The sequence below is a fragment of the Pseudoalteromonas sp. 10-33 genome, from assembly GCF_001469195.1.
Classification (GTDB): domain Bacteria; phylum Pseudomonadota; class Gammaproteobacteria; order Enterobacterales; family Alteromonadaceae; genus Pseudoalteromonas.
In genome coordinates this window covers 293,517-314,835 of record NZ_LOFI01000001.1, presented here as the reverse complement: position 1 = coordinate 314,835, position 21,319 = coordinate 293,517, and the positions used below count along the sequence as shown (strand labels likewise).

Here is a 21,319-nt window from a genome sequence, read left to right as displayed (position 1 = left end):
AAGCTAGAGCAATTTAATTGTTTGCGTTACGTTGGCGTAATACTTCAAATAAACAAATACCGGTTGCAACCGATACATTTAAGCTAGACACCGAACCTGCCATTGGAATTTTAACCAATACATCGCAATGCTCACGCGTTAAACGGCGCATCCCCTCGCCTTCTGCACCCATAACAATGGCCATTGGGCCTGTTAAGCTTGCATCAAATACGTGTGTATCTGTTTCGCCAGCAGTACCAACTACCCATACACCCGCGTCTTTAATTTCACGAAGCGTACGTGCAAGGTTAGTTACTTGAATAAGGGGCACAGTTTCTGCTGCGCCACACGCTACTTTACGCGCTGTGCCGTTAAGTTTTGCCGACTTATCTTTAGGAACAATGATCGCGTGAACACCTGCCGCATCTGCACTACGCAAGCATGCACCTAAGTTATGCGGATCGGTTATGCCATCAAGTACCAATAAAAATGGGGTTTCTTCACGGGCAATGATCGCATCTAGATCTTTTTCGTTGTACGTTGGCGCCGCTTTTACGTTAGCAATAATCCCCTGATGCTGCTCGTCTTTCGACTTGTTATCAAGTGCTTTACGCTGCATAAATTGTACTGAAATACCAAATTTACGTGCTTCATCAATAATCGGTGTTAAGCGTTTGTCATCACGGCCTTTAAGGGCGTAAATTTCTAAAAATCGCTCAGGCTCTTTTGCTAAAATTGCTTCAACAGAGTGAAAGCCAAAAATTAATTCATTACTCACGTATTTTATGCTCCTGGGCTTGTACGTTTACGGGCATTTTTGCCTGGTCTTTTAGGCTTTTTAGCCGATTTCTTTTTCAGTTTTTTCTTTGTGGTGCCATCGCTGGCTTTAACCGCCGACTTACCAGCAGCTTTACCTTTACCGGCTGGCTTTTTTTTACCTTTGGGCTTGTCGTCTGACTTTTTGCCCGGTACTTTGCCTGCTTTTAACTGTGAGCGTACACTCGCTGGTGCTTTACCTTTTGGTGCACGACGGCGTGAATATCTATCTTGCGCTACATCGCCTTTGAGCACTAAGTTTATACGGCGATCGTCTAAACTAACTGAGGCAACTTGCACTGTCACTTTATCGCCAAGGCGGTAAACTTTATGTGTGTGCTCACCTATTAGGCAATGTTTTGCAGCATCATGGGCAAAAAACTCGTCGCCTAAATTAGTAACGTGAATTAAACCATCAATTTGTAAATCGTCTAAGCGTATAAATAAACCAAAATTAGTTACCGATGAAATAACCCCGTTAAACTCATCACCAACGTGGTCTTGCATAAACTCACATTTAAGCCAATCGGCTACTTCGCGAGTCGCATCGTCTGCACGGCGTTCGGTGGTTGAACACTGCTCGCCTAATTGATCTACTTCATCGTCAGTATAAGCATACGCGCCTGATGTTTGTAGACCTTGTGCTTTTAGTACCGCTTTAATTGCACGGTGTACAACTAAATCTGGGTAACGACGAATAGGCGATGTAAAGTGCGCATAAGCCGAAAGCGCTAAACCAAAGTGGCCTATGTTATCTGGCTGGTAAACGGCTTGCTTCATTGAACGCAACAGCATAGTTTGAATAAGATCCGCTTCTGGGCGCTCGCCTAATTTACCTAATACTTGGGTTATTTCTTTTGGCGTTGGTTCATCACTTAATGTGCTTTGAATACCAAGCTCAGTTAAAAACTGAGTAAAGTTACCTAGTTTTTCGCTGTCGGGCTCGTCATGTACACGGTAAAGTGCGCTGGCTTCGTGCTTTTCAAGTAATTTAGCCGCTGACACGTTGGCTAAAATCATACATTCTTCAATAAGTTTGTGCGCGTCGTTACGGATAACAGGCACAATAGACTCTATTTTACGCTGCGCATTAAATACAAAGCGTGTTTCGAGCGTTTCAAACTCAATAGCACCGCGTTCTTGACGTGCAGATTTAAGCGCCATGTACATTTGCTGCAGGTCAGTTAAATGTGGCACTACGTCGGCGTATTCGTCACGAAGCTTTTCGTCATTTTGTAAAATGGCGTTTACTTTGGTGTACGTTAAGCGCGCGTGCGAATTCATCACCGCTTCGTAAAATTTATAACCCGACAACTTACCCGCCGCTGATACGGTCATTTCAGCAACCATGCAAAGGCGGTCTACCTTAGGGTTAAGCGAACACAACCCGTTAGACAGTACTTTTGGTAGCATTGGGATCACTTGTTCAGGAAAATACACTGAGTTACCACGTGCGATGGCTTCTTTATTTAGTGGCGTGTTCATACCTACGTAATGCGATACATCGGCAATAGCAACCCATAAACGCCAACCGCCTGATTTTTTAGGCTCACAGTACACTGCATCATCGAAGTCGCGGGCGTCTTCGCCATCTATCGTAACAAGCGGTAGGTCGCGTAAATCTACGCGGCCTTGTTTGTCTGCATCTTCTACAAATTCGCCTAAGTGAGCCACTTGTGCGTCCACTTCTTCTGGCCAAACATGCGGAATATCGTGATTACGAAGGGCAACTTCAATTTCCATACCAGGCGCCAAATGTTCACCCAGTACGTCAACAACTTTACCTACCGCGTTCATATTGCGGCTAGGGTTTTGAGTAATTTTAACCTGCACCATTTGGTTGTGGCGGGCACCGTTTTCGTTGCCAGGTAAAATCATTATGTCTTGCGTAATACGCGGGTCTTCAGCGACTACAACTGCAACACCATGTTCAACAAAGTAACGCCCTACAATAGGGGCGCGCTCGTTGGTAAGCACTTTAATAATACGGGCATCACATTTTGAGCCAGAGCCACGTTTTGTACCTTTAGCTAGTACAATGTCGCCATGTAACACCATGTTCATTTGATGTTTGGCAATAAACCAATCTTTGTTCTCGCCTTCAACTTCTAAAAAGCCAAAACCGTCTCTGTGGCCTATTACTTTGCCTTTAGTTAAACCGGCTTCGTCAATAAGTGCATAGCATTTAAATTTATTAAAATATAACTGACCATCGCGCTCCATGGCACGAAGGCGACGTTTAAATGCAATTTGACGCTCTTCATCATTCACGGCTAGTTCTTCGCATAACTGTGCGTAGTTAGCAGGTTTTGAACGCTCTTGAAGATGAGTAAGTATAAACTCACGGCTAGGGACGGGGTTTTCGTACTTTTCTTGTTCTCGACTGAGATTTGGATCTTGGTTTGACATTCACTATCTTGTTAGTTGGTTATGGAAGTATTTTAACCCATATACGTAAAATGAGACAGGTAAAAGCACTTAATCTTTAAACAAAGCGCATTTATCGGTTATTTAGTTTTAGAAAACTTAGCGTACAGGGCCTTAATGCGTGCTTAACTATGCAGCTTAATTATGTCATTGTGATTAAGCTGCATCCGTTAACTCAGTTATTACTTAGTTTTATGCAAATTTTTGTACAACATTTTACTCACGTTATCGATAAAGGCAGGGTCTTCTTCTTTTATAGTGTGTAAAATGTGTTTATTCATTTGCGATTTGTTTTGAGCGTAAATCCAACGGTTTTTATTAAACTGCGCTGCAAATTCAATTACACCGGCTTGCAGTTCGTCACTGTTAGAAAATACAGCTTCTATTACGTTGTTTTCAAACAGTTGTTGCGCGCCCACGCGTTCGCCCGTCATTGCTAGCCTATTAAAAAAGGTTTGCGGTATCGCTTTATTAATAATAGGAAACATAGACGGTACAAAAGGGACCAATACATCAACCTCTGGAAAGCAAAAAAAGCCTTTATCTGACTTCATAAATCTAAAGTCGCAGGCACAAGCCAGTACAGCACCATTACCATACGTATGGCCGTTAAGGGCGGCAATAACAGGCATAGGAAACGTAACAATACGTTGTAGTAACTGTGTTATTTGCAACATAAAGTCAGAAATAGCCGCTGGTAAAATGCTTGGATTTGCCATCCACTCAAGATCAATACCCAACGACCAGCTTTTGTCGCTTGCCGAAGTGAGCACAACCGAGTGAATGCTTTTATCAGCCTCAATATGATCAAGGTGTAAATTAAATTCAGCCAAAAACGCTGGATTATGTCGATTTTCTGCGGTGTTCATCGTTAATATTGCGACATTGTTTTTTACTGTTAAATCTATTAAGTTTGCCATTTAACCCTCTTTTAGCGCATTTTAAGCTTGTTTTAAGCGCTGTTCGTTTCTTTATTGTTATGGCTAATATAGTAAGGGTTTGTGTTAAATTTATAAACCTTAATCAAATTTGTTTATAACCACCCTTTTTGTTTAGCTATACGTGCTGCGTCGATTCGGTTTGTTGCATTAAGTTTGGCGATGGCGTCTGAGAGATAGTTACGCGTTGTGCCTTCACTTATAAATAACTGTGTGGCTATTTCGCTCGTTTTAAGGCCATCGCTTGCAAGCTTTAATGCTTTTCTTTCTTTGTCGGTAAGTGGGTCGGCGTCGTCTAGGGCGTTAATGGCAAGCTCTGGGTCAATTACCTTTTGACCTTGCATTACCTTTTTAAGCGCGTTGATTAGCTCGTCACTTGGTGCTTCTTTTAATATGAACCCTTTAACACCGGCACTTAACGAGCGCCTAATATATCCAGCACGTGAAAACGTGGTCATGATCACCATTTTTATAGCCGGAAATTGCGTTGCTATTTTTTCACTAAGTTCTATGCCGTTCATTTTAGGCATTTCAATATCGGTTAAAATAATATTTGGCATTGCATCTTCATCAAGCGCATTAATAGCATTTAGAGCATCTAGCCCGTTGCTTGCTTGGCCAATTACGTCAATATTAAAATCTAGGCTAAGTAGTGCACTAACAGCGTCACGCACTAGCGCCTGATCTTCCACTAAAAATATTTTGATCATTGTAAACCCTCAGATGAAATTGGCAGTACTACGTTTAATATAAATTGTTCACCACAGGTAAAAGTTGCACTACCTTGTATTTGCTCTGCTCGCTCTTTTATACCGTTTAAACCGTTGCCTGCCTCGAGCCTGCCACAGGGTGCATTATCTATTACTTCAATGAGTAATTGCTGGGGTGTTTGCTTAATTGTTATTGCGCTGTTTTTAGTTGAGCTATGGCGTAGTAAGTTAGTGACTGACTCTTTAATTATTAAACTAGCAATGCCCTCTACCTTGGCAGGTAGCACAGATAATTCAACGTTAAACGTAATATTAAAATCTTGCTCTAATAACCGTTGTTTTAACTGAGCAACTTGGCTTACCAAATTAAGCTCTTTTAAGTCGCTTACGGCACTGCGTACATCGCTAAGTAGCTGCCTTGCAAGGTCTGCTACTTGGGCTATTTCGTTGTTTGCTTGCTCGTAGCGCTCACCTTGGTTTAGCTTATTAGCCAGCTCGGCCTTTAATGCAATAGATGAAAGTGAGTGGCCTAAAATATCGTGTAGGTCACGCGCTATACGTTCACGCTCAGCAATAGCAGCTAATTGCTCTAATTGGTTTGCACTTTCTTGCTCACGCTTTTTATGGTCGCGTTCTCTTTTTGCTGCAATTCCATAACTAAATAAAGCGGCACATAATATTAAGGCCACAGCCAAAAAGTATTGAAGCTTTCCCATATCGCTTAAATACGAACTTGTAAAAAGCGCCACCACAATGGCTAATGCGGCATAAAACCGCTGTTTTAAGTTATAACTATACCCAGCTACATAGGCAACAAAGCCATATAAGGTAGGTGTGCCAGAGGTAAAAAAAGTGGCGCTAAAACAAATAGCGAGCAAGGCTAAAAATAAGGTGGTTATTTTTGTGTTATCGCAGTTAATTGCTTTTACATACAAGATAATAAAGGCAATATAAAAAGCTAAACATAGGCCCATTTGGCTTTTTGTGAATTGGTCAAAATTAATAATTAATGGCAGTAAGTAAAAGCCTGTAAAAATTAAATGGCCGTATTTCCAAAACGTTTTATCCGTTTGTTGAGAAAAGCTACTTTGCGAACTCATGCTAGCACCTCTGGTGTATTATTTTTATTTAAAGCACTCTTTTTATTAATAAATATAGATACCACAAAAATGCTTATCAGCATAAAATAATCAATGTAATTAATAGTAAAATTAAGCGAATCAAAAAACTCGCTAATATCAAGACTCATTAAAACTAAACTATTCATAGCACTCTCCTGTTAAGTAGGATAACTATGCCAGTACGTAAAAATAATAAGAGTGTGAAGTGTCATTAACTTTGCTGACATTTGTCATGTTTCAAAAAATTCATCTTGTTGACGCCCCCTCGGTGATAACATATTAAAAAAAGGAGATGATGTTTAAATGCAGCCACAACAGCAAAGCTTAATTTACCTACATATTGCCGTGTTACTTTTTGGGGGAACTGCCCTTTTTGCCAAACTCATTGGTTTAAATGCCCTGGATATTACAGTTTACCGAACAGCTATTGCTGGTATGGCAATATTGGCAATGCTTTCATTCGGGAAAAAACAAATTAAGTTAAACAATCCCAAAGACTACCTTATTGCTTTATTTTTAGGTGTTACAGTAGGGCTGCATTGGGTGACTTATTTTGCAGGTATGCAAATGGCAGGCATAACCATTGGTATGCTTGCATTTTTTAGCTACCCAGTAATGACGGTTTTTTTAGAGCCTTTATTTAATAAAAGTAAACCTCAAGCAAAAGATATAATAAGCGCTGGCGTAGTTGTTTTGGGTATTTATTTATTGGTACCAAGTGCTGATTTAGGCGACGATGTAACACTTGGTGTTATTACCGGCGTGGTATCTGCGTTGTTTTTCTCTATTAGAAACATTACCCACAAACGTTATTTTAGCCAATACGGCGGCCCACAGACGATGTTTTACCAAACCTTGGTAGCGAGCATAATGCTGTGCGCATTTATTGAAGTGCCTGTGTACGAGGTGAGTAATCAAGATCTTGTATTAATTGCCGTCGCTGGCATTATATTTACCGCTACACCCCACTCGCTATTTGCAGCAAGCCTCAAACATTTATCAGCCGCAACGGCAGGGCTAATTTCGTGCTTACAACCGTTGTACGGTACTATTTTGGCTATTATTATTGTTCACGAACGCCCAACATTAATGACCCTGATTGGCGGCGCACTTATTGTAAGCGCTGCATGCTTTGAAACATGGTCAATAACCAAGAAGGCTCGACAATGAAAATTTTTGCACACAGGGGTGCTAGCGGGCACTTTCCCGAAAACACTAAAAGCGCCATTTTAGAAGCCTTAAATATTGGTGTAGACGGCATTGAAGTAGATATTCAAAGCGCTACCGATGATTACATGCTAATACATGACTCGTGGCTAGACAGAACCACCAACGGAAAAGGCAAAGTTAGTGAGTTTGATGCAGCAACCCTTACAAAGCTTGATGCGGGTAATGGCGAATGTATACCAAGGCTACAACAGTTATTTGATTGGAATAACAATAAAACCTTACTTAATTTAGAACTTAAGCATACCTTTGAACTTGAAAATTTTGCTGACCAGCTTGAACGTAATATCAGTGCGGGAACCATTTCATGTGCTAATATTTTAGTATCATCGTTTGATCATCATCAATTACAATGGCTTAAAAAGCGTTTACCCTGGTTAAAAATAGGCGCTTTAACGTCTTCTATTCCAATTAAATATGCAAAGTTTGCACAAGACTTAAATGCATTTAGTGTGCATGTAGATAAAAATTTTATTAACAAAGCGTTTGTAGATGATGCTAAAAAACGCGGGCTTGAAGTTTACGCTTATACAGTCGATAAACAACAAGATATTGCACTTATGCATGACTTCGGTTTAGACGGGATTTTTACTAACTTTCCCATGCAATCCAAGGCATATTTGCTATCGTTAGCTGATAAATAGAGTCGCTTATACCTTGCAAATGCCTGCGTAAAAGCGTTCAAACATAGGTTTAAGCAAGATGAGTGGCTTAATGAAAATTTATAATTACATCGAACAAACATTTTTTTTTACTCTAACGCGTAAAATTGTTGGTAACTTAAGTTTTGTTTTTCTGTTTCAAGCTATTACTTTGTTTTGGCTTTATGACAGCTTAAGTGAGCAACAAAATCTTGGCCTTTTTTGGCTACTAACCTTGGTTATTATTTCAGGCTTTGCGTTTACGCTTTTTTACATGCGCTTTTTGATTGTTCGCCCTGTAAAAGCAATGTGCGATACGCTTATTAAAATTAATCAACAAGATGCCAATTTAAACGCTAAACTTCCGCATTTTTCATACGACGAATTTAAAACGTTAAGCTCCCAATATAACGATTTCACTAGCCATTTAGGTGAACTGCTTAACACAACCTACACCAGTGCAGAGGCAAGTGCGCAAAGTAATAAAGCGGTTACAGAGTCGATGAAACATACTGAAAACTCTAGCCAGCAGCAAATACACTTGAGCCACACCATCATTGATGCCAGCAACCAAATTACTCAAAGCTTGCAAAATATTGTGGGCAACACCGACAGTGTCCACACTGTAAATAATGAACATTTAGCCTTTGTTAAACTCTCAGATAAAGAGCTCAGTACCCTCGTTGAGCAAGTTCAATTAATTACTAATATGCTAGGTAGTTTTGCAAGCACAGTGGAGGGGTTAAAAGAAAACAGTGAAAATATTCGCAGCATTTTAAAAATGGTTGAGGAATTTTCTGATCAAACTAACTTACTCGCTCTTAATGCCGCAATAGAAGCTGCACGAGCAGGTGAAGCCGGACGTGGTTTTGCTGTTGTTGCTGATGAAGTTCGCACCCTTTCAATTAAGGTAAGCGGTGCAACTCGCCAAATTAGTGACTTTATTAATCAAATGAATGATTTGGTCAGTGAAACCAACAAAGAGTCAGAGCAGCTGATTAGCCACTCTAAAAATGCACAAAATTCAATAAGTGCAACCTCAGATGGGTTTAGTAAAATGCTTAACGAATTTGAGAGTAATCAAAAGCAATTACAGCAAATTGCCAGCGCCGTGCATTTACTAGAAGATACGCAAAATTTAACCCATCAATCGGTAGAGCAAATTGTTGAGCTTGGTGAGCAAGCCAAACAACAAATAGACACCGCCCTTGCCGATAGCCAATTATCACAAGAGTTAAGCATGCAAACTCAGCAGCAATTAAAGCGCTTTGTGCTTTAGTTTGCGCTACATTAACGCGCTAAACTCAACACCGCCCTGTAAATATGGTAAATTACTGGGCGATTATTTAATGTGCGTGAAAATGTGTGAGCAACCTAACTCCTGACTACCCTAAATTAGCCCAGCAAATAAAAGCATGGGGGAAAGAACTTGGCTTTAGCGAAGTGGGCATTACCGATATAGATTTGAGTAAGCATGAGCAACAGCTCCAACGCTGGCTTGATGCCGGCTTTCATGGCTCAATGGATTATATGGCAGCACACGGCATGAAGCGCGCACGACCAGCTGAACTCATACCTGGTACACAGCGAGTTATATCGGTAAAAATGAACTACCTCCCACCCGATGCTGGCTTTGCTAAAACATTAAAAAACAAACAAAAAGCGTATATTAGCCGTTATGCACTTGGTCGTGATTACCATAAATTAATACGAAACCGACTAAAAAAGCTAGGTCAAAAAATAGAACAAGAAGTGGGTGAATATGGTTTTAGGCCCTTTGTTGATTCAGCCCCTGTATTAGAACGTCAATTGGCAGAAAAAGCGGGACTAGGCTGGCGCGGTAAACATTCGTTACTTATAAATAAAGAAGCAGGGTCATGGTTTTTTTTAGGCGAGCTGTTTATTGACTTACCTCTGCCTATTGATAATGAAAACACCTTTGAAGGCTGTGGAAAATGCGTTGCCTGTATAACATTATGCCCTACAGGTGCAATTGTAGAACCCTATGTGGTTGATGCACGAAAATGTATTTCATATCTAACAATAGAGCACCAAGGACCTATCCCTGAGCAGTATAGGTCTTTATTAGGCAATCGTGTTTACGGCTGCGACGACTGCCAACTAGTGTGCCCATGGAACCGTTATGGACAAATCACTGACGAACAAGACTTTCACCCGCGCACGCAGCTAAAAGACAAAGACTTGCTAGCGCTATTTAGCTGGGATGAAGAAACATTTTTAAAAAATACCGAAGGGAGTCCGATACGCCGAATTGGTCACGAACGTTGGTTACGTAATTTAGCGGTTGGTTTAGGTAACGCAAACTTTGCCCCTGATATTATTGATGCACTAGAGCAGAAAATAGATGGGTGTAGTGACCTAGTAAAAGAGCATATTGAGTGGGCTCTGAAGCAGCAAAACAATAAACAACCTTCACTTAGAAAAACGCAAAGGCTGATTAGGATTGTAGAAAAAGGCTTACCACGAGATGCATAAAACTTATGGTAGCCTCAAGGTCTGTTGGTTTTATAAGGGTTTAATTTACAGTAATCTTTTTGCTACCTGAGTAATGTAGAGCCCACTTAGTTACAAATCTTACACAGTGATTAAAAAGACCAAGCTTTAACAAACCTTAATCCGCAAAAGCTCACATTATTGACTGTGGTTTAGTAAAATTGAAAGTTCTTTTTCAATATCTGCAAACGCTTCTTTTACTTGAACAACAGACTCCTCGCGGGCAACTGAATTTTGAATTGTTTCATCTACTTTTTTATAGATAAAAATTTCTTGGTCTTCATCTAACCCCATCGTTGGAATTCTTACTTCAAGGTCTTCTTGGAGCTTTTTAAACACCTGTTCATTATTTATTCGGTTTTCATTTAGTAAATCTATCAAACCATGAAACTTGCTATGCACAGTACTTGCCACTGCATTAAGTTTTACTTGCTGCGCATATAATAAATTTTTAGTTATTATGGCGCGTAACTGCTGCTCTGTAACACTTACTATAAAACAAACGTGGTCACGTATTCTGCCGTGTTTATCTGGATCATGTCCTGGCATATTTAAAATAAGTAAACTTATTAGTTCATAATTAACCAATAAACGCTGAGAAAATTCATGTAGCCGCCCCTTATTTTTAAGCATTTCAAACAACTCAATAACAATAGGCGAGCACACTCCATGCAAAGCATAATGCTTAACAATAGAGTCGTATCTAAATTCTACGTTGCTCTGAAGATCAAACGATTGCAGGCAATCAATGAGTGCTTTTGCTAAATCATCTGGATTAGTAATTAGCGCAATATTTTCGACATAGTTAACTATTTGCCCCATTTCACTGCTGTTAGCCATCGCGTTAAAAGCGGTAGATGTGGCCGCTTCCACTTGTTTTTCCAGGCTTTGCTTTTCGACTAATACTTGATTTAGATTCTTTAATTTAGACCTAAGCTCGTCGTGTCCAAACGGTTTTACAATGTAATCTTCAGCACCGACTGAGTAGCCTTCCATGCGCTCCTCTACCGTTCCTCTTGCTGATACAAACATAACAATAATATGTGCTGTATTGGGGTTAGATTTAAGCATTTTACATACTTCGTAACCACTCATTTGCGGCATACTTACATCAAGTAAAATAACCTGCGGCATATAATCTTCAACCATATCCAAGCATTCAGGGCCACTGGTAGCGAGCTTTAGCTCAAAATCCAGTTCCTCTAAAATCTCTTCTATTATTTCAAGATTAAAAGGCTCGTCATCTACTGCTAGTATTTTTGTTAAAGCCATAACTAAATCATCCTTTTAAATTCGAAAATAAATCACTTAAAAAAGCAACCTACTGTTTTAGCTTACTTTTATTCGTTAACTAGATGTTCTTCTAAATTTATTTTAAGCGGTAGTTTTATATGCACTGTGGCACCGCCGCAGGCATTATTATAGGCATTAATGTGACCTTGGTGTAACGATACAAACTCTCTGCAAAGTGCCAACCCTAATCCAGTACCACCTGCACCACTGTTTGTTTTACTGCTTTGCACAAACTTTGTGAAAATATGATCAAGCTCATCTTCAGGAATACCAATACCGCTATCAATGACTTTTATTTCAGCATATTCATCATTTGTAGCAAGCGTGAGCGTAATATTGCTTTTCGGTTCGCTAAACTTTAATGCATTACCCAATACATTGCGTAACAACTGATTAATTTGCTCTTCATCACATTGCGCAATGACTGCTGAATCTGGCGCCGGAAAAATAATATTAATTTGTTTTTCCATAGCCGTGCCCGACACATCATCAATACTGGTTTTAATAATGCTTTCTAAATTATGCGGGCGCGGATTAAATGGAAATTTACCAACATCAAGCTTTGATAAATCTAGTAGGTTGTTTAGTAACGATAGTAGCCTATCGCCGCTGCATTCAATGCGTGACAAATACTTTAATAGCTTTTCTCTTGCAAAATCACCCGCTTCTAATTTGTCTAGCCCAAAGCGAGCAAAACTTAAAATTGAGTGCATAGGCGTTCGTAGCTCATGCGACATATTAGCTAAAAAGTCTGATTTACTTAAATTTGCCGCTTCAGCTACGTTTTTAGCATGCTCTAACTGCGATGTACGGGCTTTAACTTCTTCTTCAAGTAAGCCTTTTGCTTCTTGAAGCAGTTCTTCTTTTTGCTTTAAATGCGTCACATTTTTAAAAATTACTGCTAATGCAATTTCGCCATGGTGGTCTATTTCATTAAAAGATCCAAATAGTGGGACTGTGCCACCACTCTGAATAGGGAGGCGTAAATCATAACTAAACTGGCGATTACTGTTTAATGTTGAAATTTTATCTCTGATCCCAGCAACAGAGTCATCATCTAAGAAATCAAATAATGATCTCCCTGCCAGCTCACTAAAGGGTAGACCCAACAACTTAAGACATGCGTCATTTGCTTCAATAATTTGGCCATTGCGTTCAAATAGCATGATCGCATCAGGGGTGTGTTTATAAATAACTTGCAGCAGGCTGTCTTTTTCTATTAGTGCATCGACAGTTTCTTGAAGTCGGTCAACTAACTCGGCATTTCGGCGTTTTAATAATTCGGTTTGCCAAAGCTTATGCACTGATTGCAGTAAAATATTTTCATTAAGTGGTTTAATAAGAACATCTTCTACACCTTGGCGAATAGCTTCTATCATTGAAACTTGGTCAGGGCGAGAGGTAAAAAGTAAGCACCTTGTATTGGGTTGCCTCGCTTTTAGCTTTGAAAATATCTGTAACCCGGTGACATCACCTAAGCTAAAGTCACTTATTAAAATGTCAATTTTATTGTCTTGTGCAATGCCAAGAGCGTCAGTTAAATTACTTGCAGTGAAGGTTTTTATATGAGCACCAAGCAAATTGCTTTGCATGTTCTCAAGTCGCTCTTGAATGTGATCTACCAGCAAAATAGTGGGTAGCTGCAACATATGGCTTGAGTCTAATTCTAATAAGCTCTCTAAAAGAGAGGTGATCTCTTTATTAGAAAAAAAAGGGTAAACAACCGTTGCCTCAGGCACTATTTTATTAAGGCCTGCAAATGCAGTTAGCTGCTCAGTATTTTCTGTTTTTGGAGCTAGAAGTAATAATCGCCCGTGGGATAGTTTATCGATTATAGGCTTTACAGGGCTTACCGGAACACCATGAGAAATAACAACTAAATCGAAGCTGTTGGCATGAGTGTACATTTCAAGCATAGAAAAATGAACCAACTCAACATGACACCCTATAAGCTCTAAGAGTACTTTTACCCTCATTGCTATGATGGTGCTACTGTCTATGATTAATATTTTTCTTTCCATTAAACTACACTTTAAATCAATTAAATTTATATGTTATTAGCGTAGTATAAAAATGCCTAAATAACACACATTCCTTGTATGTTATTTGTAAACAAATATGACCAATTAATTGTTGTAACTTATTCTAAATGCTTACCAAATATTGTTAGGCTGTATAAGTTATTATCCATAACAGCAACGTTTGGTAACTCGCCCCAAACATCAAAACCAAAGTGCTTAAATAGCTTAACACTCGGTAAATTATGACTAAAAATAAAACCAAGCAGCACATTGATTTTAAGTTTTTTAGCCTCAACTTGGGCAAACTGCATTAACTTTTTACCAAGGCCTTTACCTTGTGCATTTTTAGTTATGTAGATACTCATTTCTACAGTTCCATCGTAAGCTGGGCGTCCGTAAAACGATTTATAGCTCACCCACGCAAGAACGGTATTGTTTTCACAGTAAACATAAATTGGGCGATTTGGGGTATGACTATTAAACCAATCTTTTTTTTCTTCAACGGTTACTTCTTCGGTATCTGCCGTTACCATTCGCCCTTCTATGGTTTCATTATAAATGGCAACAATTTCATTAAGATCGTCAATAGTAGCTAAGCGAGTTGTCATAGTTAATTTAAGTGGTTGATCAATTTTCTCCATATTAGCGTATGATCAGCCAATCAAACAATCGGATAGTTAGGTAATATAATGCTAAAAAGAATAATAATAGGGTTATCTGCTTTATTAATAAATAGTGCGGTTACAGCACAAACACTGCCAAACAATGAACCTATTGAGGCACACACCTGTGACGATTTTACCAACGTTGATATTCGAAAGCTGCGCTCTAAAGAATCAATAAACCTATGCGAATTCAAAAATAAACCGCTATTAATTGTTAATACTGCCAGTAACTGTGGTTTTACCCCTCAGTTTGAAAGCTTAGAAAAACTACACAAAACATACAAAGATGAGGGACTAGTAGTACTAGGTTTTCCTTCTGATGATTTTTTTCAAGAAGAAGATAACGAAAAAGAAACGGCTAAAGTCTGTTTTATTAATTATGGGGTTACCTTCCCTATGTTCGCCACCAGCGAAGTAAGAGGCAGTGATGCAAACCCTATATTTAAGCATTTAAATGAGCAAACAAGTTCGCCAAATTGGAACTTTTACAAATATTTAGTATCTGCTGATCGTAAAACAATTTTACGATTTAATAGTAAAGTAAAACCAGATTCACCAAAAATGATTAAGGCAGTAGAAAATTCGCTGTCTAAAATCTAAATTTATACTGGTACAATTTGTTGAAACTAACTAGTATGGCAACACACTAGGTTAAAAAAACACCACTTATACTCAGGAGATTTTATGACAGCGGCAAGCGCACGACACATTTTGGTAGACAGCGAAGCACAATGTTTAGACTTAAAAACAAAAATTGAACAAGGCGAAGACTTTGCTGAATTAGCAAAAGCACATTCTAATTGCCCATCAGGGCAAGACGGCGGCGCCCTTGGTGAGTTTGGCCCGGGTATGATGGTACCAGAGTTTGACAAGGTGGTATTTTCTGCACCTATTAACCAAGTACAAGGCCCTGTGCAAACACAATTTGGTTATCATTTACTTGAAGTTACTAGCCGTTCAGAATAAATTTAGCTTTACTGCTATTAACGTTTAATAAAAGCCGCATCAGCGGCTTTTTTTTGGAGTGATTATGCAATTAATTGGTTCTGTTCCATCACCGTATGTTCGCCGAATTAGAATGTGGGCTATGCAAAATAACTGTCATATTGAACTTGTAAGCTTAGATATATTTTCTGAGCAAGACCGCCCCAAAATGGCCAGTAAAAACCCTGCGCGAAAAATCCCTATTTTAATTGATGATGATTTAACACTGAGCGACTCAAACTCAATAATACGCTACTTATTAGACAAAACAGACCAAGCAAAACTAACGTGGCCACAAGAACACCTTCTCACCACTATTAATGCCTGTAACGACTCACTAGTTGAAATGCTGTTATGTAAACGCTCGGGCTTAGATACTCAAAGCGATGCATTATTTTTTAATCTTCAAAATGAGCGAATAGAGCAAACATTAAGCTTTTTAAACAACCATTTAAACGATGAAGAATTTAAAAGCTGTGAATACCTCAACATCAGTTTATACTGCCTGCTTGATTGGATTAGCTTTCGTGAATTAACTGACTTTAGTCAGTACAGTGAACTTGTTGTATTTCATGCGCAATTTAGCGAACGTCAATCAGCAATAGAAACTAATCCTCGTCACTAACTTAATAAGGTAAACACATGAGCGATATTGAAATTGAATCACAACTAGTTAACTTCGTAGAAAAAGTACGTGTTAGCGAAGTCATTTGGGCACTGGGCGCAGAAGATAATGGCTTTGTAGTGTGCGACTCAAACCAATTTGTCGACACTGATGTTTTACTGCTTTGGGAAAGTGAAGAAGCGGCTAAAGCGCAGTGTAAAGAAGAATGGAAAGATTATAGCCCGGTAGAAATTAGCCTTGATGAATTTTTAGATGCATGGGTTGAAGACTTAAATGAAGATGATGCATTAGTTGGCATTAATTGGAATGATGACCAAGTATGTGTAGAGATTGAACCGACCGGCTTAGCTCGCGCATTAAGTGAATAATAGTTTACACACAGGATATTAAAGCCTGGTAGCCCAACTAGCATCTAATGCTAGTTGGGTATAAAATAAAACATCTCATTATTTTCAAGGTATTACGTTGAAAACCCATCTTGGTCGTCGCCCTTTTTCAGCCATGGAACTGCACACTCTTTATAATGGATATATATACGGTGATTTTCGACTCCCCCGTGAACAAGCAAAACATTGGCACTTTTGGCTGCCACTAATAGCCTATTACAGTGGTGCTTACAGTGATGAAATTGGCTGTTTAACCCTTGATGATCTTTGTATCCATAATGATATTTTATGTTTTAGCTTCCATACTCACGGTAAAATAAAGCCGCGTTTAGTCCCTGTACACAATGCATTGATTAATGCCGGATTTAATGAGTATATTGAATTTATAAAATCAAAAAATTATCAACGGCTTATGTTTGATCTTCCGGCTAAAACCGGCAGATACAGTGAAAAAGTGCGTATTTGGTTTTCAGGTGAAGGTGAGCGTGCCGGCTACTTGCAAAAATGTGATATCCCCAACGTTGACCAACTCGGTATGAAAACGGCCATAAGTAGCCTGCGTCTTAACTTTGAACAACAAGTTCGTATTTATGCGCTACAAGCTGACTCTAAAAACGCATTTAATTATTTAATGGGTTTTAACGAGTACTCAAACAGCCAGTTTGATGACATCAACTTATTAAATACGGTTATTCAACAAGTACGCATTATAAATACTCAACTACATTGGCAACGTTTTTTATCTCGCGAAAGTCACTGACAAACTTTGTTACTATTTACATTCAAAGCGACTTCTTAAATCAATTACGCGCTCCATAAAAGCTGGTAGGATAAACTGTACCCATAAAATCTGGGCGTTTCTAACAATAAACAAGGGATCATTATGTTTCTTAAAAGCCTCTTAACAGTGAGCGTTGCGCTAGCAATGAATGCTGCACACGCTAACGAATTCGTTATAGAAAAACTCGCAAAACCAAGTTCTCAACATGTATCGCTAACACTCGACCCTAGCCAAGATACATTTTCAGGAATGACTGAAATTGCACTAGAAGTATTAAAACCAACCCATTATATTGAGCTCAATGGTGTTGATTACGCTGTTAAAGTGGCACAACTGTTAGGTAAAGAAAATTGTGACCTAAGTAACGAGATGCTTAAAACAGGTAAAGTTAAATTTAGCTGTGATGAAAAAATCCAACCGGGCAAATACACGCTTAAAATTGATTTTTCTGCACCCTACAATCGCCAAAGTGTGGGCTTATACAAAACCTTAGATCAAGGTACGCCTTACCTATTTACCCAATTTGAAATGAGTGATGCACGTCGTGCTTTTCCTGTTTTTGATGAACCAAGCTATAAAATTCCTTTTCAGTTAACAATAACGGCCCCTAGCTCACAAAAAGTATATGCCAATACACCAGAACTAAAAACAACAACAAATGGTGATATGACAACGCACTTTTTTGATAAAACACCGCCTATTCCATCATATTTAGTAGCAATGGCAGTTGGTCCGTTTGAAGAAATAGACATAGAAGGTATGCCAATTCCTGGGCGTGTTATCACTCCTCAAGGTAAAATTCATTTAGCCGAATACGCAAAAGATAATATGCCGCGCGTACTTGCAGCATTAGAAGAGTACTTTGGTATTCCTTATGTATATAAAAAGCTCGATTCGGTTGCCGTGCCTGAATTCCCATTTGGTGCAATGGAAAATTCAGGCTTAGTAACCTACCGCGAAGATATTTTGTTAGTTGATTTAGCCGCGGCAACACGCAGTAAAAAACAACGTAACGTCTCTATTATTGCTCACGAGCTTGCTCACCAATGGTACGGTAACTTGGTCACCATGAAGTGGTGGAATGACTTGTGGTTAAACGAGGCGTTTGCAAGCTGGATGGCAGCTAAAATGACCAAGCAGCTAAATCCTGAGTTTGAATCACATTTAGACTTACCGCAAAACAACGTAATGGCATTAGACGCCCGCTTGAGCACTAAGCCGATTCGTAAGCCAATTAAAACTGAAGCTGACATTATGGACGGTTTAGGCCTTGCATACAGTAAAGGTAGCTCAGTACTGGCAATGGTTGAAAATTGGATTGGCGAAGAGGCGTTCCAAAAAGGAATTCAACGTTACTTAAAAGACTTCTCTTATAAAAATGCAGAAGCGGCTGATTTATGGCAGGCACTGGGTAAAGCGTCAAACAAAGATGTAGCCAGTGTTTTAAAATCATTTATTGAGCAATCTTCTTTCCCTCTTGTAAATGTTAAGCAACAAGGTAAAAAAGTAACTATTTCACAAAGCCGCTTTGTAAATGCTGGTGTTGATGCGCCAGCACAGCTTTGGAATGTGCCAGTATCGATTAAATACGGTGCAGGCGACAAAGTTAAAACAGCCAGCATTTTACTTAACAAGCAAAGCCAAACACTTGATTTAGACTTTGCACCAGAGTGGATTTACCCTGACCAAGGCGCTCTTGGCTACTATCGCTGGGTAATGGACGACGCGCAATTTAACGCATTAATTGAAAACGCACCAACGGTACTAACTGACCGTGAACGCTTAGCATTATTATCGGCAACCGATGCACTGCTTAAAGCCGGTGTTATCTCTGCCGCTAAATTAATGCAAACACTTGAAGTTTTTGTGAGCGACAGCCACCCTCGCGTAGCAAATACGGCGCTGGGTTACTTGGTATCGCAGCAACGTACGTTCAAAGATGAAAGCAATAAAGACCTATGGCCTGCGTTTATACGTGATGCGGTTACCCCTGCAGCTAAAAAGTATGGTTTAGAGGCAAAAATTGACGAAGATGGTGCCGTGTCGCAACTTCGTGCAGCCGTTATATCTCGCTTAGGTTTTGATGGCGAGGACCAAAACGTAATCAATAAAGCCAAAGAACAAACGCAAGTGTATTTAACTAATCCACAAAAAGTAGATCCATACTTAGCGGGTGTCTATTTGAGACTTGCTGCTTTTCATGGTGATAAAGCCTTGCTTAATCAATTCATGACAACATTTAAAACGACTAAAGATCCACAAGTGCGCACTAACATGCTAGCGGCAATGGGCTTTTTTGGTGAGTCTGAGTTACAAAATACAGTGCTCGCTTACAGCTTAACTGATGAAGTAACCGCATCTGATATGCGTACTATTTTATCTGGGCAAAGTTACACAGAAGAGCGCCAAGCATTATTCATAGATTGGGTTTATAACAATTACGATAAAGTAACAGCAAGTTTACCGCCGTTTTTTATTCCTAACTTACCGTACTTTACAACTGTAGGCTGTGATGCCAAAAGCTTAGCAACCACTCAAAACTTCTTTAACGATAAAATCTCAGACGTACCTGGGTACAGCCGTACATTGAGTAAACTAGAAGAAAGTACACTTGATTGTATAGCACTAAAAAACCGCGAGCTTGATTCTGTTAATAGCTTCTTAAACAGCAAATAAACCTGTTTAATTAAGTAATAAAAAGCCGCTAAGTATTCACTTAGCGGCTTTACATTTTTAGGGCTGAACTAATAATTAGTCTCTTGAGTAAAGTATAGGTTAATTGCCAATGATCATCGTCAATTTAGCAATAAAATCTTTTGCAGCTTGCTCTGAGTTTATTTTAAATGCCACGCCATAATGAATTGGTTGAGCGCTTTTATATATTCGCGTTGGGAAGCGAGTCATCTCACTGCTATGAAAATACCCTTGTGCGCGAATTACGCCATCTATATCGTTAAAGTCATCACTGAATACTTCAAACGCAGGGCGAATTACTATTTTGCCTTTACCGCTTTCACTGTGAGTGTAAAAGGCCTCTTTTGAATTAACTAACATGTATTCTGCAATGTTTTTAATTTTAAAATTACTTCTGCATTGTAATTTTATAAGTTGCTCTGTTAACTCATCTGCACTGTACGCCATGTTTATCCCTATCCGTTAATTTGCGTATAACCTTATCGCATACGCGATATGAAGTCTTACTTTATTGTGTTACGTCGCATACAAATGCTAGCTTATCGTTGTTGTAACTCATTCGAGTGATATTAGTTTCACAGTATGTGCTTAAATCAAGCCATTGCGATACCTCATTACTCCCATCTAGTTTACGCTGATAAACACGGTTTTTAATGGCATAGGCAATTGTTTTATCATCTTTTAAAATAAAGTCTTGCACCTGAGAGGGCAGCCTTAATAAATCCTCTACGTGTTTATTTTGAGGATTAAAGCTCGCTAAAATATGTTCATCGCTTTTGGTGTAACTAAATAAAAACGTCGCTGCGTTATGGTTATAAATCAGTGTACGAGAAATATCACTGGCGGCTATTTCACCTTTAGCAGCATCTACTGAGGTATATTGAAGCGTATGCGGCTGACCTAAAATAAACATCACTAAATCGTTATTTATACCCCAAGCATGGTAGCCAACAGGTTCAATCCAATCAAAAATACGACTAGGCGGGCTTTGCGTATCTAGTGGATACTGCCACAACTTTTGTTTTGAATCGGCTTCTACCACAATGGCTGACAAGCTATTTTTATTAGGCATTAATGTTGGCGAATACTCACTGACAGGCGTATTTGTTAAGTTAGTTATTTCACGCGTTGTTAAATTGTAATGAGCAATATCGGTTTGGCTTTGGTTATTAGTTATAACCTCATGGGTAAAGTATAAATCGTTGTTAATTAAGTAAGGCTGATTATTATAACTTGTTTTGTCGCTTACTATGGTCACTTGAACACCATATGGCGTATTTAAATCGGCAAGTAATATTTGGCTTTTGGGCATGTTAGCATGTGCATAACCTGCGGCTATCGCACTTAATGAAAAGAAGCTAAGTAATGGTTTTAAAAGTTTCATGCTTTCTCTCGTTTTAATTTTAAGCACCTCATGATAACGTTATTTGCTGATGGCGTCACTTGAGCTTAGTCAGTCAACACGTAAGATACCCAAATGACTTAAAAAAGTGTTAA

General features: G+C 39.1%; 21 protein-coding genes. 10 read left to right on the top strand and 11 right to left on the bottom strand.

Annotated elements, in window-relative coordinates; genetic code table 11:
• Window positions 1-13: 13 nt before the first annotated feature.
• The 6 genes from rlmB to ATS76_RS19260 all read right to left on the bottom strand — a co-directional run bounded on the left by rlmB (window position 14) and on the right by ATS76_RS19260 (window position 6,137).
• Window positions 14-757 (bottom strand): 23S rRNA (guanosine(2251)-2'-O)-methyltransferase RlmB, encoded by a 744-nt coding sequence (rlmB, locus tag ATS76_RS01460; RefSeq protein WP_058550744.1) that lies wholly within the window; start codon window positions 755-757, stop codon window positions 14-16.
• A 5-nt stretch (window positions 758-762) separates the two neighbouring features.
• Window positions 763-3,204, bottom strand: coding sequence for a ribonuclease R (gene rnr, locus ATS76_RS01455; RefSeq protein ID WP_058550743.1), 2,442 nt, complete (start codon window positions 3,202-3,204; stop codon window positions 763-765).
• 200 nt (window positions 3,205-3,404) lie between these two features.
• Window positions 3,405-4,142, bottom strand: a complete 738-nt coding sequence (locus tag ATS76_RS01450) for an enoyl-CoA hydratase/isomerase family protein (protein ID WP_058550742.1) — start codon at window positions 4,140-4,142, stop codon at window positions 3,405-3,407.
• 113 nt (window positions 4,143-4,255) lie between these two features.
• Window positions 4,256-4,870 (bottom strand): response regulator transcription factor, encoded by a 615-nt coding sequence (locus ATS76_RS01445; protein WP_058550741.1) that lies wholly within the window; start codon window positions 4,868-4,870, stop codon window positions 4,256-4,258.
• Complete coding sequence (locus ATS76_RS01440; RefSeq protein WP_058550740.1) at window positions 4,867-5,970, bottom strand: sensor histidine kinase; 1,104 nt, start codon at window positions 5,968-5,970, stop codon at window positions 4,867-4,869. The genes ATS76_RS01445 and ATS76_RS01440 overlap by 4 nt, the downstream gene beginning before the upstream one ends.
• On the bottom strand, window positions 5,967-6,137 hold the full coding sequence (locus ATS76_RS19260; protein WP_006794092.1) for a hypothetical protein: 171 nt from the start codon (window positions 6,135-6,137) through the stop codon (window positions 5,967-5,969). The genes ATS76_RS01440 and ATS76_RS19260 overlap by 4 nt, the downstream gene beginning before the upstream one ends.
• 157 nt (window positions 6,138-6,294) lie before the next feature.
• On the opposite strand from ATS76_RS19260, the gene ATS76_RS01435 reads away from it, so the two are divergent.
• From ATS76_RS01435 to queG, 4 genes are all read left to right on the top strand, one after another.
• A complete protein-coding gene (locus tag ATS76_RS01435) occupies window positions 6,295-7,161 on the top strand; it encodes a DMT family transporter (protein WP_058550739.1) in 867 nt (288 codons plus the stop codon).
• Entirely contained in the window at window positions 7,158-7,862 is a 705-nt protein-coding gene (locus ATS76_RS01430; RefSeq protein ID WP_058550738.1) for a glycerophosphodiester phosphodiesterase, read from the top strand. Before ATS76_RS01435 ends, ATS76_RS01430 begins: the two co-directional genes overlap by 4 nt.
• Before the next feature lie 58 nt (window positions 7,863-7,920).
• Window positions 7,921-9,138: a methyl-accepting chemotaxis protein gene (locus ATS76_RS01425; protein WP_058550737.1), complete on the top strand. Its 1,218-nt coding sequence runs from the start codon at window positions 7,921-7,923 to the stop codon at window positions 9,136-9,138.
• 86 nt (window positions 9,139-9,224) lie between these two features.
• The gene (gene queG, locus ATS76_RS01420; protein WP_058550736.1) at window positions 9,225-10,355 is read left to right on the top strand and encodes a tRNA epoxyqueuosine(34) reductase QueG; all 1,131 of its coding nucleotides are present in this window, start codon (window positions 9,225-9,227) and stop codon (window positions 10,353-10,355) included.
• A 156-nt stretch (window positions 10,356-10,511) separates the two neighbouring features.
• Here the strand turns inward: queG and ATS76_RS01415 are convergent, their stop codons facing one another.
• The 3 genes from ATS76_RS01415 to ATS76_RS01405 form a co-directional block, all read right to left on the bottom strand.
• Window positions 10,512-11,645 (bottom strand): response regulator, encoded by a 1,134-nt coding sequence (locus ATS76_RS01415; protein WP_058550735.1) that lies wholly within the window; start codon window positions 11,643-11,645, stop codon window positions 10,512-10,514.
• A 68-nt stretch (window positions 11,646-11,713) separates the two neighbouring features.
• The gene (locus ATS76_RS01410; RefSeq protein WP_058550734.1) at window positions 11,714-13,687 is read right to left on the bottom strand and encodes an ATP-binding protein; all 1,974 of its coding nucleotides are present in this window, start codon (window positions 13,685-13,687) and stop codon (window positions 11,714-11,716) included.
• Between the two features lie 119 nt (window positions 13,688-13,806).
• Window positions 13,807-14,295, bottom strand: a complete 489-nt coding sequence (locus ATS76_RS01405) for a GNAT family N-acetyltransferase (RefSeq protein WP_058551047.1) — start codon at window positions 14,293-14,295, stop codon at window positions 13,807-13,809.
• Between the two features lie 81 nt (window positions 14,296-14,376).
• Between ATS76_RS01405 and ATS76_RS01400 the strand changes: the two genes are divergently transcribed.
• The 6 genes from ATS76_RS01400 to ATS76_RS01375 all read left to right on the top strand — a co-directional run bounded on the left by ATS76_RS01400 (window position 14,377) and on the right by ATS76_RS01375 (window position 19,804).
• The gene (locus ATS76_RS01400; protein ID WP_058550733.1) at window positions 14,377-14,952 is read left to right on the top strand and encodes a glutathione peroxidase; all 576 of its coding nucleotides are present in this window, start codon (window positions 14,377-14,379) and stop codon (window positions 14,950-14,952) included.
• A gap of 84 nt (window positions 14,953-15,036) precedes the next feature.
• Window positions 15,037-15,318: a peptidylprolyl isomerase gene (locus ATS76_RS01395; protein WP_058550732.1), complete on the top strand. Its 282-nt coding sequence runs from the start codon at window positions 15,037-15,039 to the stop codon at window positions 15,316-15,318.
• Between the two features lie 64 nt (window positions 15,319-15,382).
• Window positions 15,383-15,961 carry a glutathione S-transferase family protein gene (locus ATS76_RS01390; RefSeq protein WP_058550731.1) on the top strand — a complete coding sequence of 193 codons (579 nt, stop codon included), beginning with the start codon at window positions 15,383-15,385 and terminating at the stop codon, window positions 15,959-15,961.
• A gap of 17 nt (window positions 15,962-15,978) precedes the next feature.
• Window positions 15,979-16,329 carry a DUF2750 domain-containing protein gene (locus ATS76_RS01385; protein ID WP_058550730.1) on the top strand — a complete coding sequence of 117 codons (351 nt, stop codon included), beginning with the start codon at window positions 15,979-15,981 and terminating at the stop codon, window positions 16,327-16,329.
• Between the two features lie 97 nt (window positions 16,330-16,426).
• Complete coding sequence (locus ATS76_RS01380) at window positions 16,427-17,107, top strand: hypothetical protein (RefSeq protein ID WP_058550729.1); 681 nt, start codon at window positions 16,427-16,429, stop codon at window positions 17,105-17,107.
• Between the two features lie 123 nt (window positions 17,108-17,230).
• Window positions 17,231-19,804, top strand: coding sequence for a M1 family metallopeptidase (locus tag ATS76_RS01375; protein WP_058550728.1), 2,574 nt, complete (start codon window positions 17,231-17,233; stop codon window positions 19,802-19,804).
• A 99-nt stretch (window positions 19,805-19,903) separates the two neighbouring features.
• Here the strand turns inward: ATS76_RS01375 and ATS76_RS01370 are convergent, their stop codons facing one another.
• Together ATS76_RS01370 and ATS76_RS01365 are read right to left on the bottom strand one after the other, a co-directional pair.
• Window positions 19,904-20,269, bottom strand: coding sequence for a hypothetical protein (locus tag ATS76_RS01370; protein WP_058550727.1), 366 nt, complete (start codon window positions 20,267-20,269; stop codon window positions 19,904-19,906).
• 61 nt (window positions 20,270-20,330) lie between these two features.
• Window positions 20,331-21,206, bottom strand: coding sequence for a hypothetical protein (locus ATS76_RS01365; protein ID WP_058550726.1), 876 nt, complete (start codon window positions 21,204-21,206; stop codon window positions 20,331-20,333).
• Window positions 21,207-21,319: the final 113 nt, after the last annotated feature.

Coding starts and splice junctions, on each gene's coding strand:
- rnr (WP_058550743.1), bottom strand. CDS start 3,204: ATGTCAAACCAAGATCCAAATCTCAGTCGAGAACAAGAAAAGTACGAA.
- ATS76_RS01450 (WP_058550742.1), bottom strand. CDS start 4,142: ATGGCAAACTTAATAGATTTAACAGTAAAAAACAATGTCGCAATATTA.
- ATS76_RS01445 (WP_058550741.1), bottom strand. CDS start 4,870: ATGATCAAAATATTTTTAGTGGAAGATCAGGCGCTAGTGCGTGACGCT.
- ATS76_RS01440 (WP_058550740.1), bottom strand. CDS start 5,970: ATGAGTTCGCAAAGTAGCTTTTCTCAACAAACGGATAAAACGTTTTGG.
- ATS76_RS19260 (WP_006794092.1), bottom strand. CDS start 6,137: ATGAATAGTTTAGTTTTAATGAGTCTTGATATTAGCGAGTTTTTTGAT.
- ATS76_RS01435 (WP_058550739.1), top strand. CDS start 6,295: ATGCAGCCACAACAGCAAAGCTTAATTTACCTACATATTGCCGTGTTA.
- ATS76_RS01430 (WP_058550738.1), top strand. CDS start 7,158: ATGAAAATTTTTGCACACAGGGGTGCTAGCGGGCACTTTCCCGAAAAC.
- ATS76_RS01425 (WP_058550737.1), top strand. CDS start 7,921: ATGAGTGGCTTAATGAAAATTTATAATTACATCGAACAAACATTTTTT.
- ATS76_RS01415 (WP_058550735.1), bottom strand. CDS start 11,645: ATGGCTTTAACAAAAATACTAGCAGTAGATGACGAGCCTTTTAATCTT.
- ATS76_RS01410 (WP_058550734.1), bottom strand. CDS start 13,687: ATGGAAAGAAAAATATTAATCATAGACAGTAGCACCATCATAGCAATG.
- ATS76_RS01405 (WP_058551047.1), bottom strand. CDS start 14,295: ATGACAACTCGCTTAGCTACTATTGACGATCTTAATGAAATTGTTGCC.
- ATS76_RS01400 (WP_058550733.1), top strand. CDS start 14,377: ATGCTAAAAAGAATAATAATAGGGTTATCTGCTTTATTAATAAATAGT.
- ATS76_RS01395 (WP_058550732.1), top strand. CDS start 15,037: ATGACAGCGGCAAGCGCACGACACATTTTGGTAGACAGCGAAGCACAA.
- ATS76_RS01390 (WP_058550731.1), top strand. CDS start 15,383: ATGCAATTAATTGGTTCTGTTCCATCACCGTATGTTCGCCGAATTAGA.
- ATS76_RS01385 (WP_058550730.1), top strand. CDS start 15,979: ATGAGCGATATTGAAATTGAATCACAACTAGTTAACTTCGTAGAAAAA.
- ATS76_RS01375 (WP_058550728.1), top strand. CDS start 17,231: ATGTTTCTTAAAAGCCTCTTAACAGTGAGCGTTGCGCTAGCAATGAAT.
- ATS76_RS01370 (WP_058550727.1), bottom strand. CDS start 20,269: ATGGCGTACAGTGCAGATGAGTTAACAGAGCAACTTATAAAATTACAA.
- ATS76_RS01365 (WP_058550726.1), bottom strand. CDS start 21,206: ATGAAACTTTTAAAACCATTACTTAGCTTCTTTTCATTAAGTGCGATA.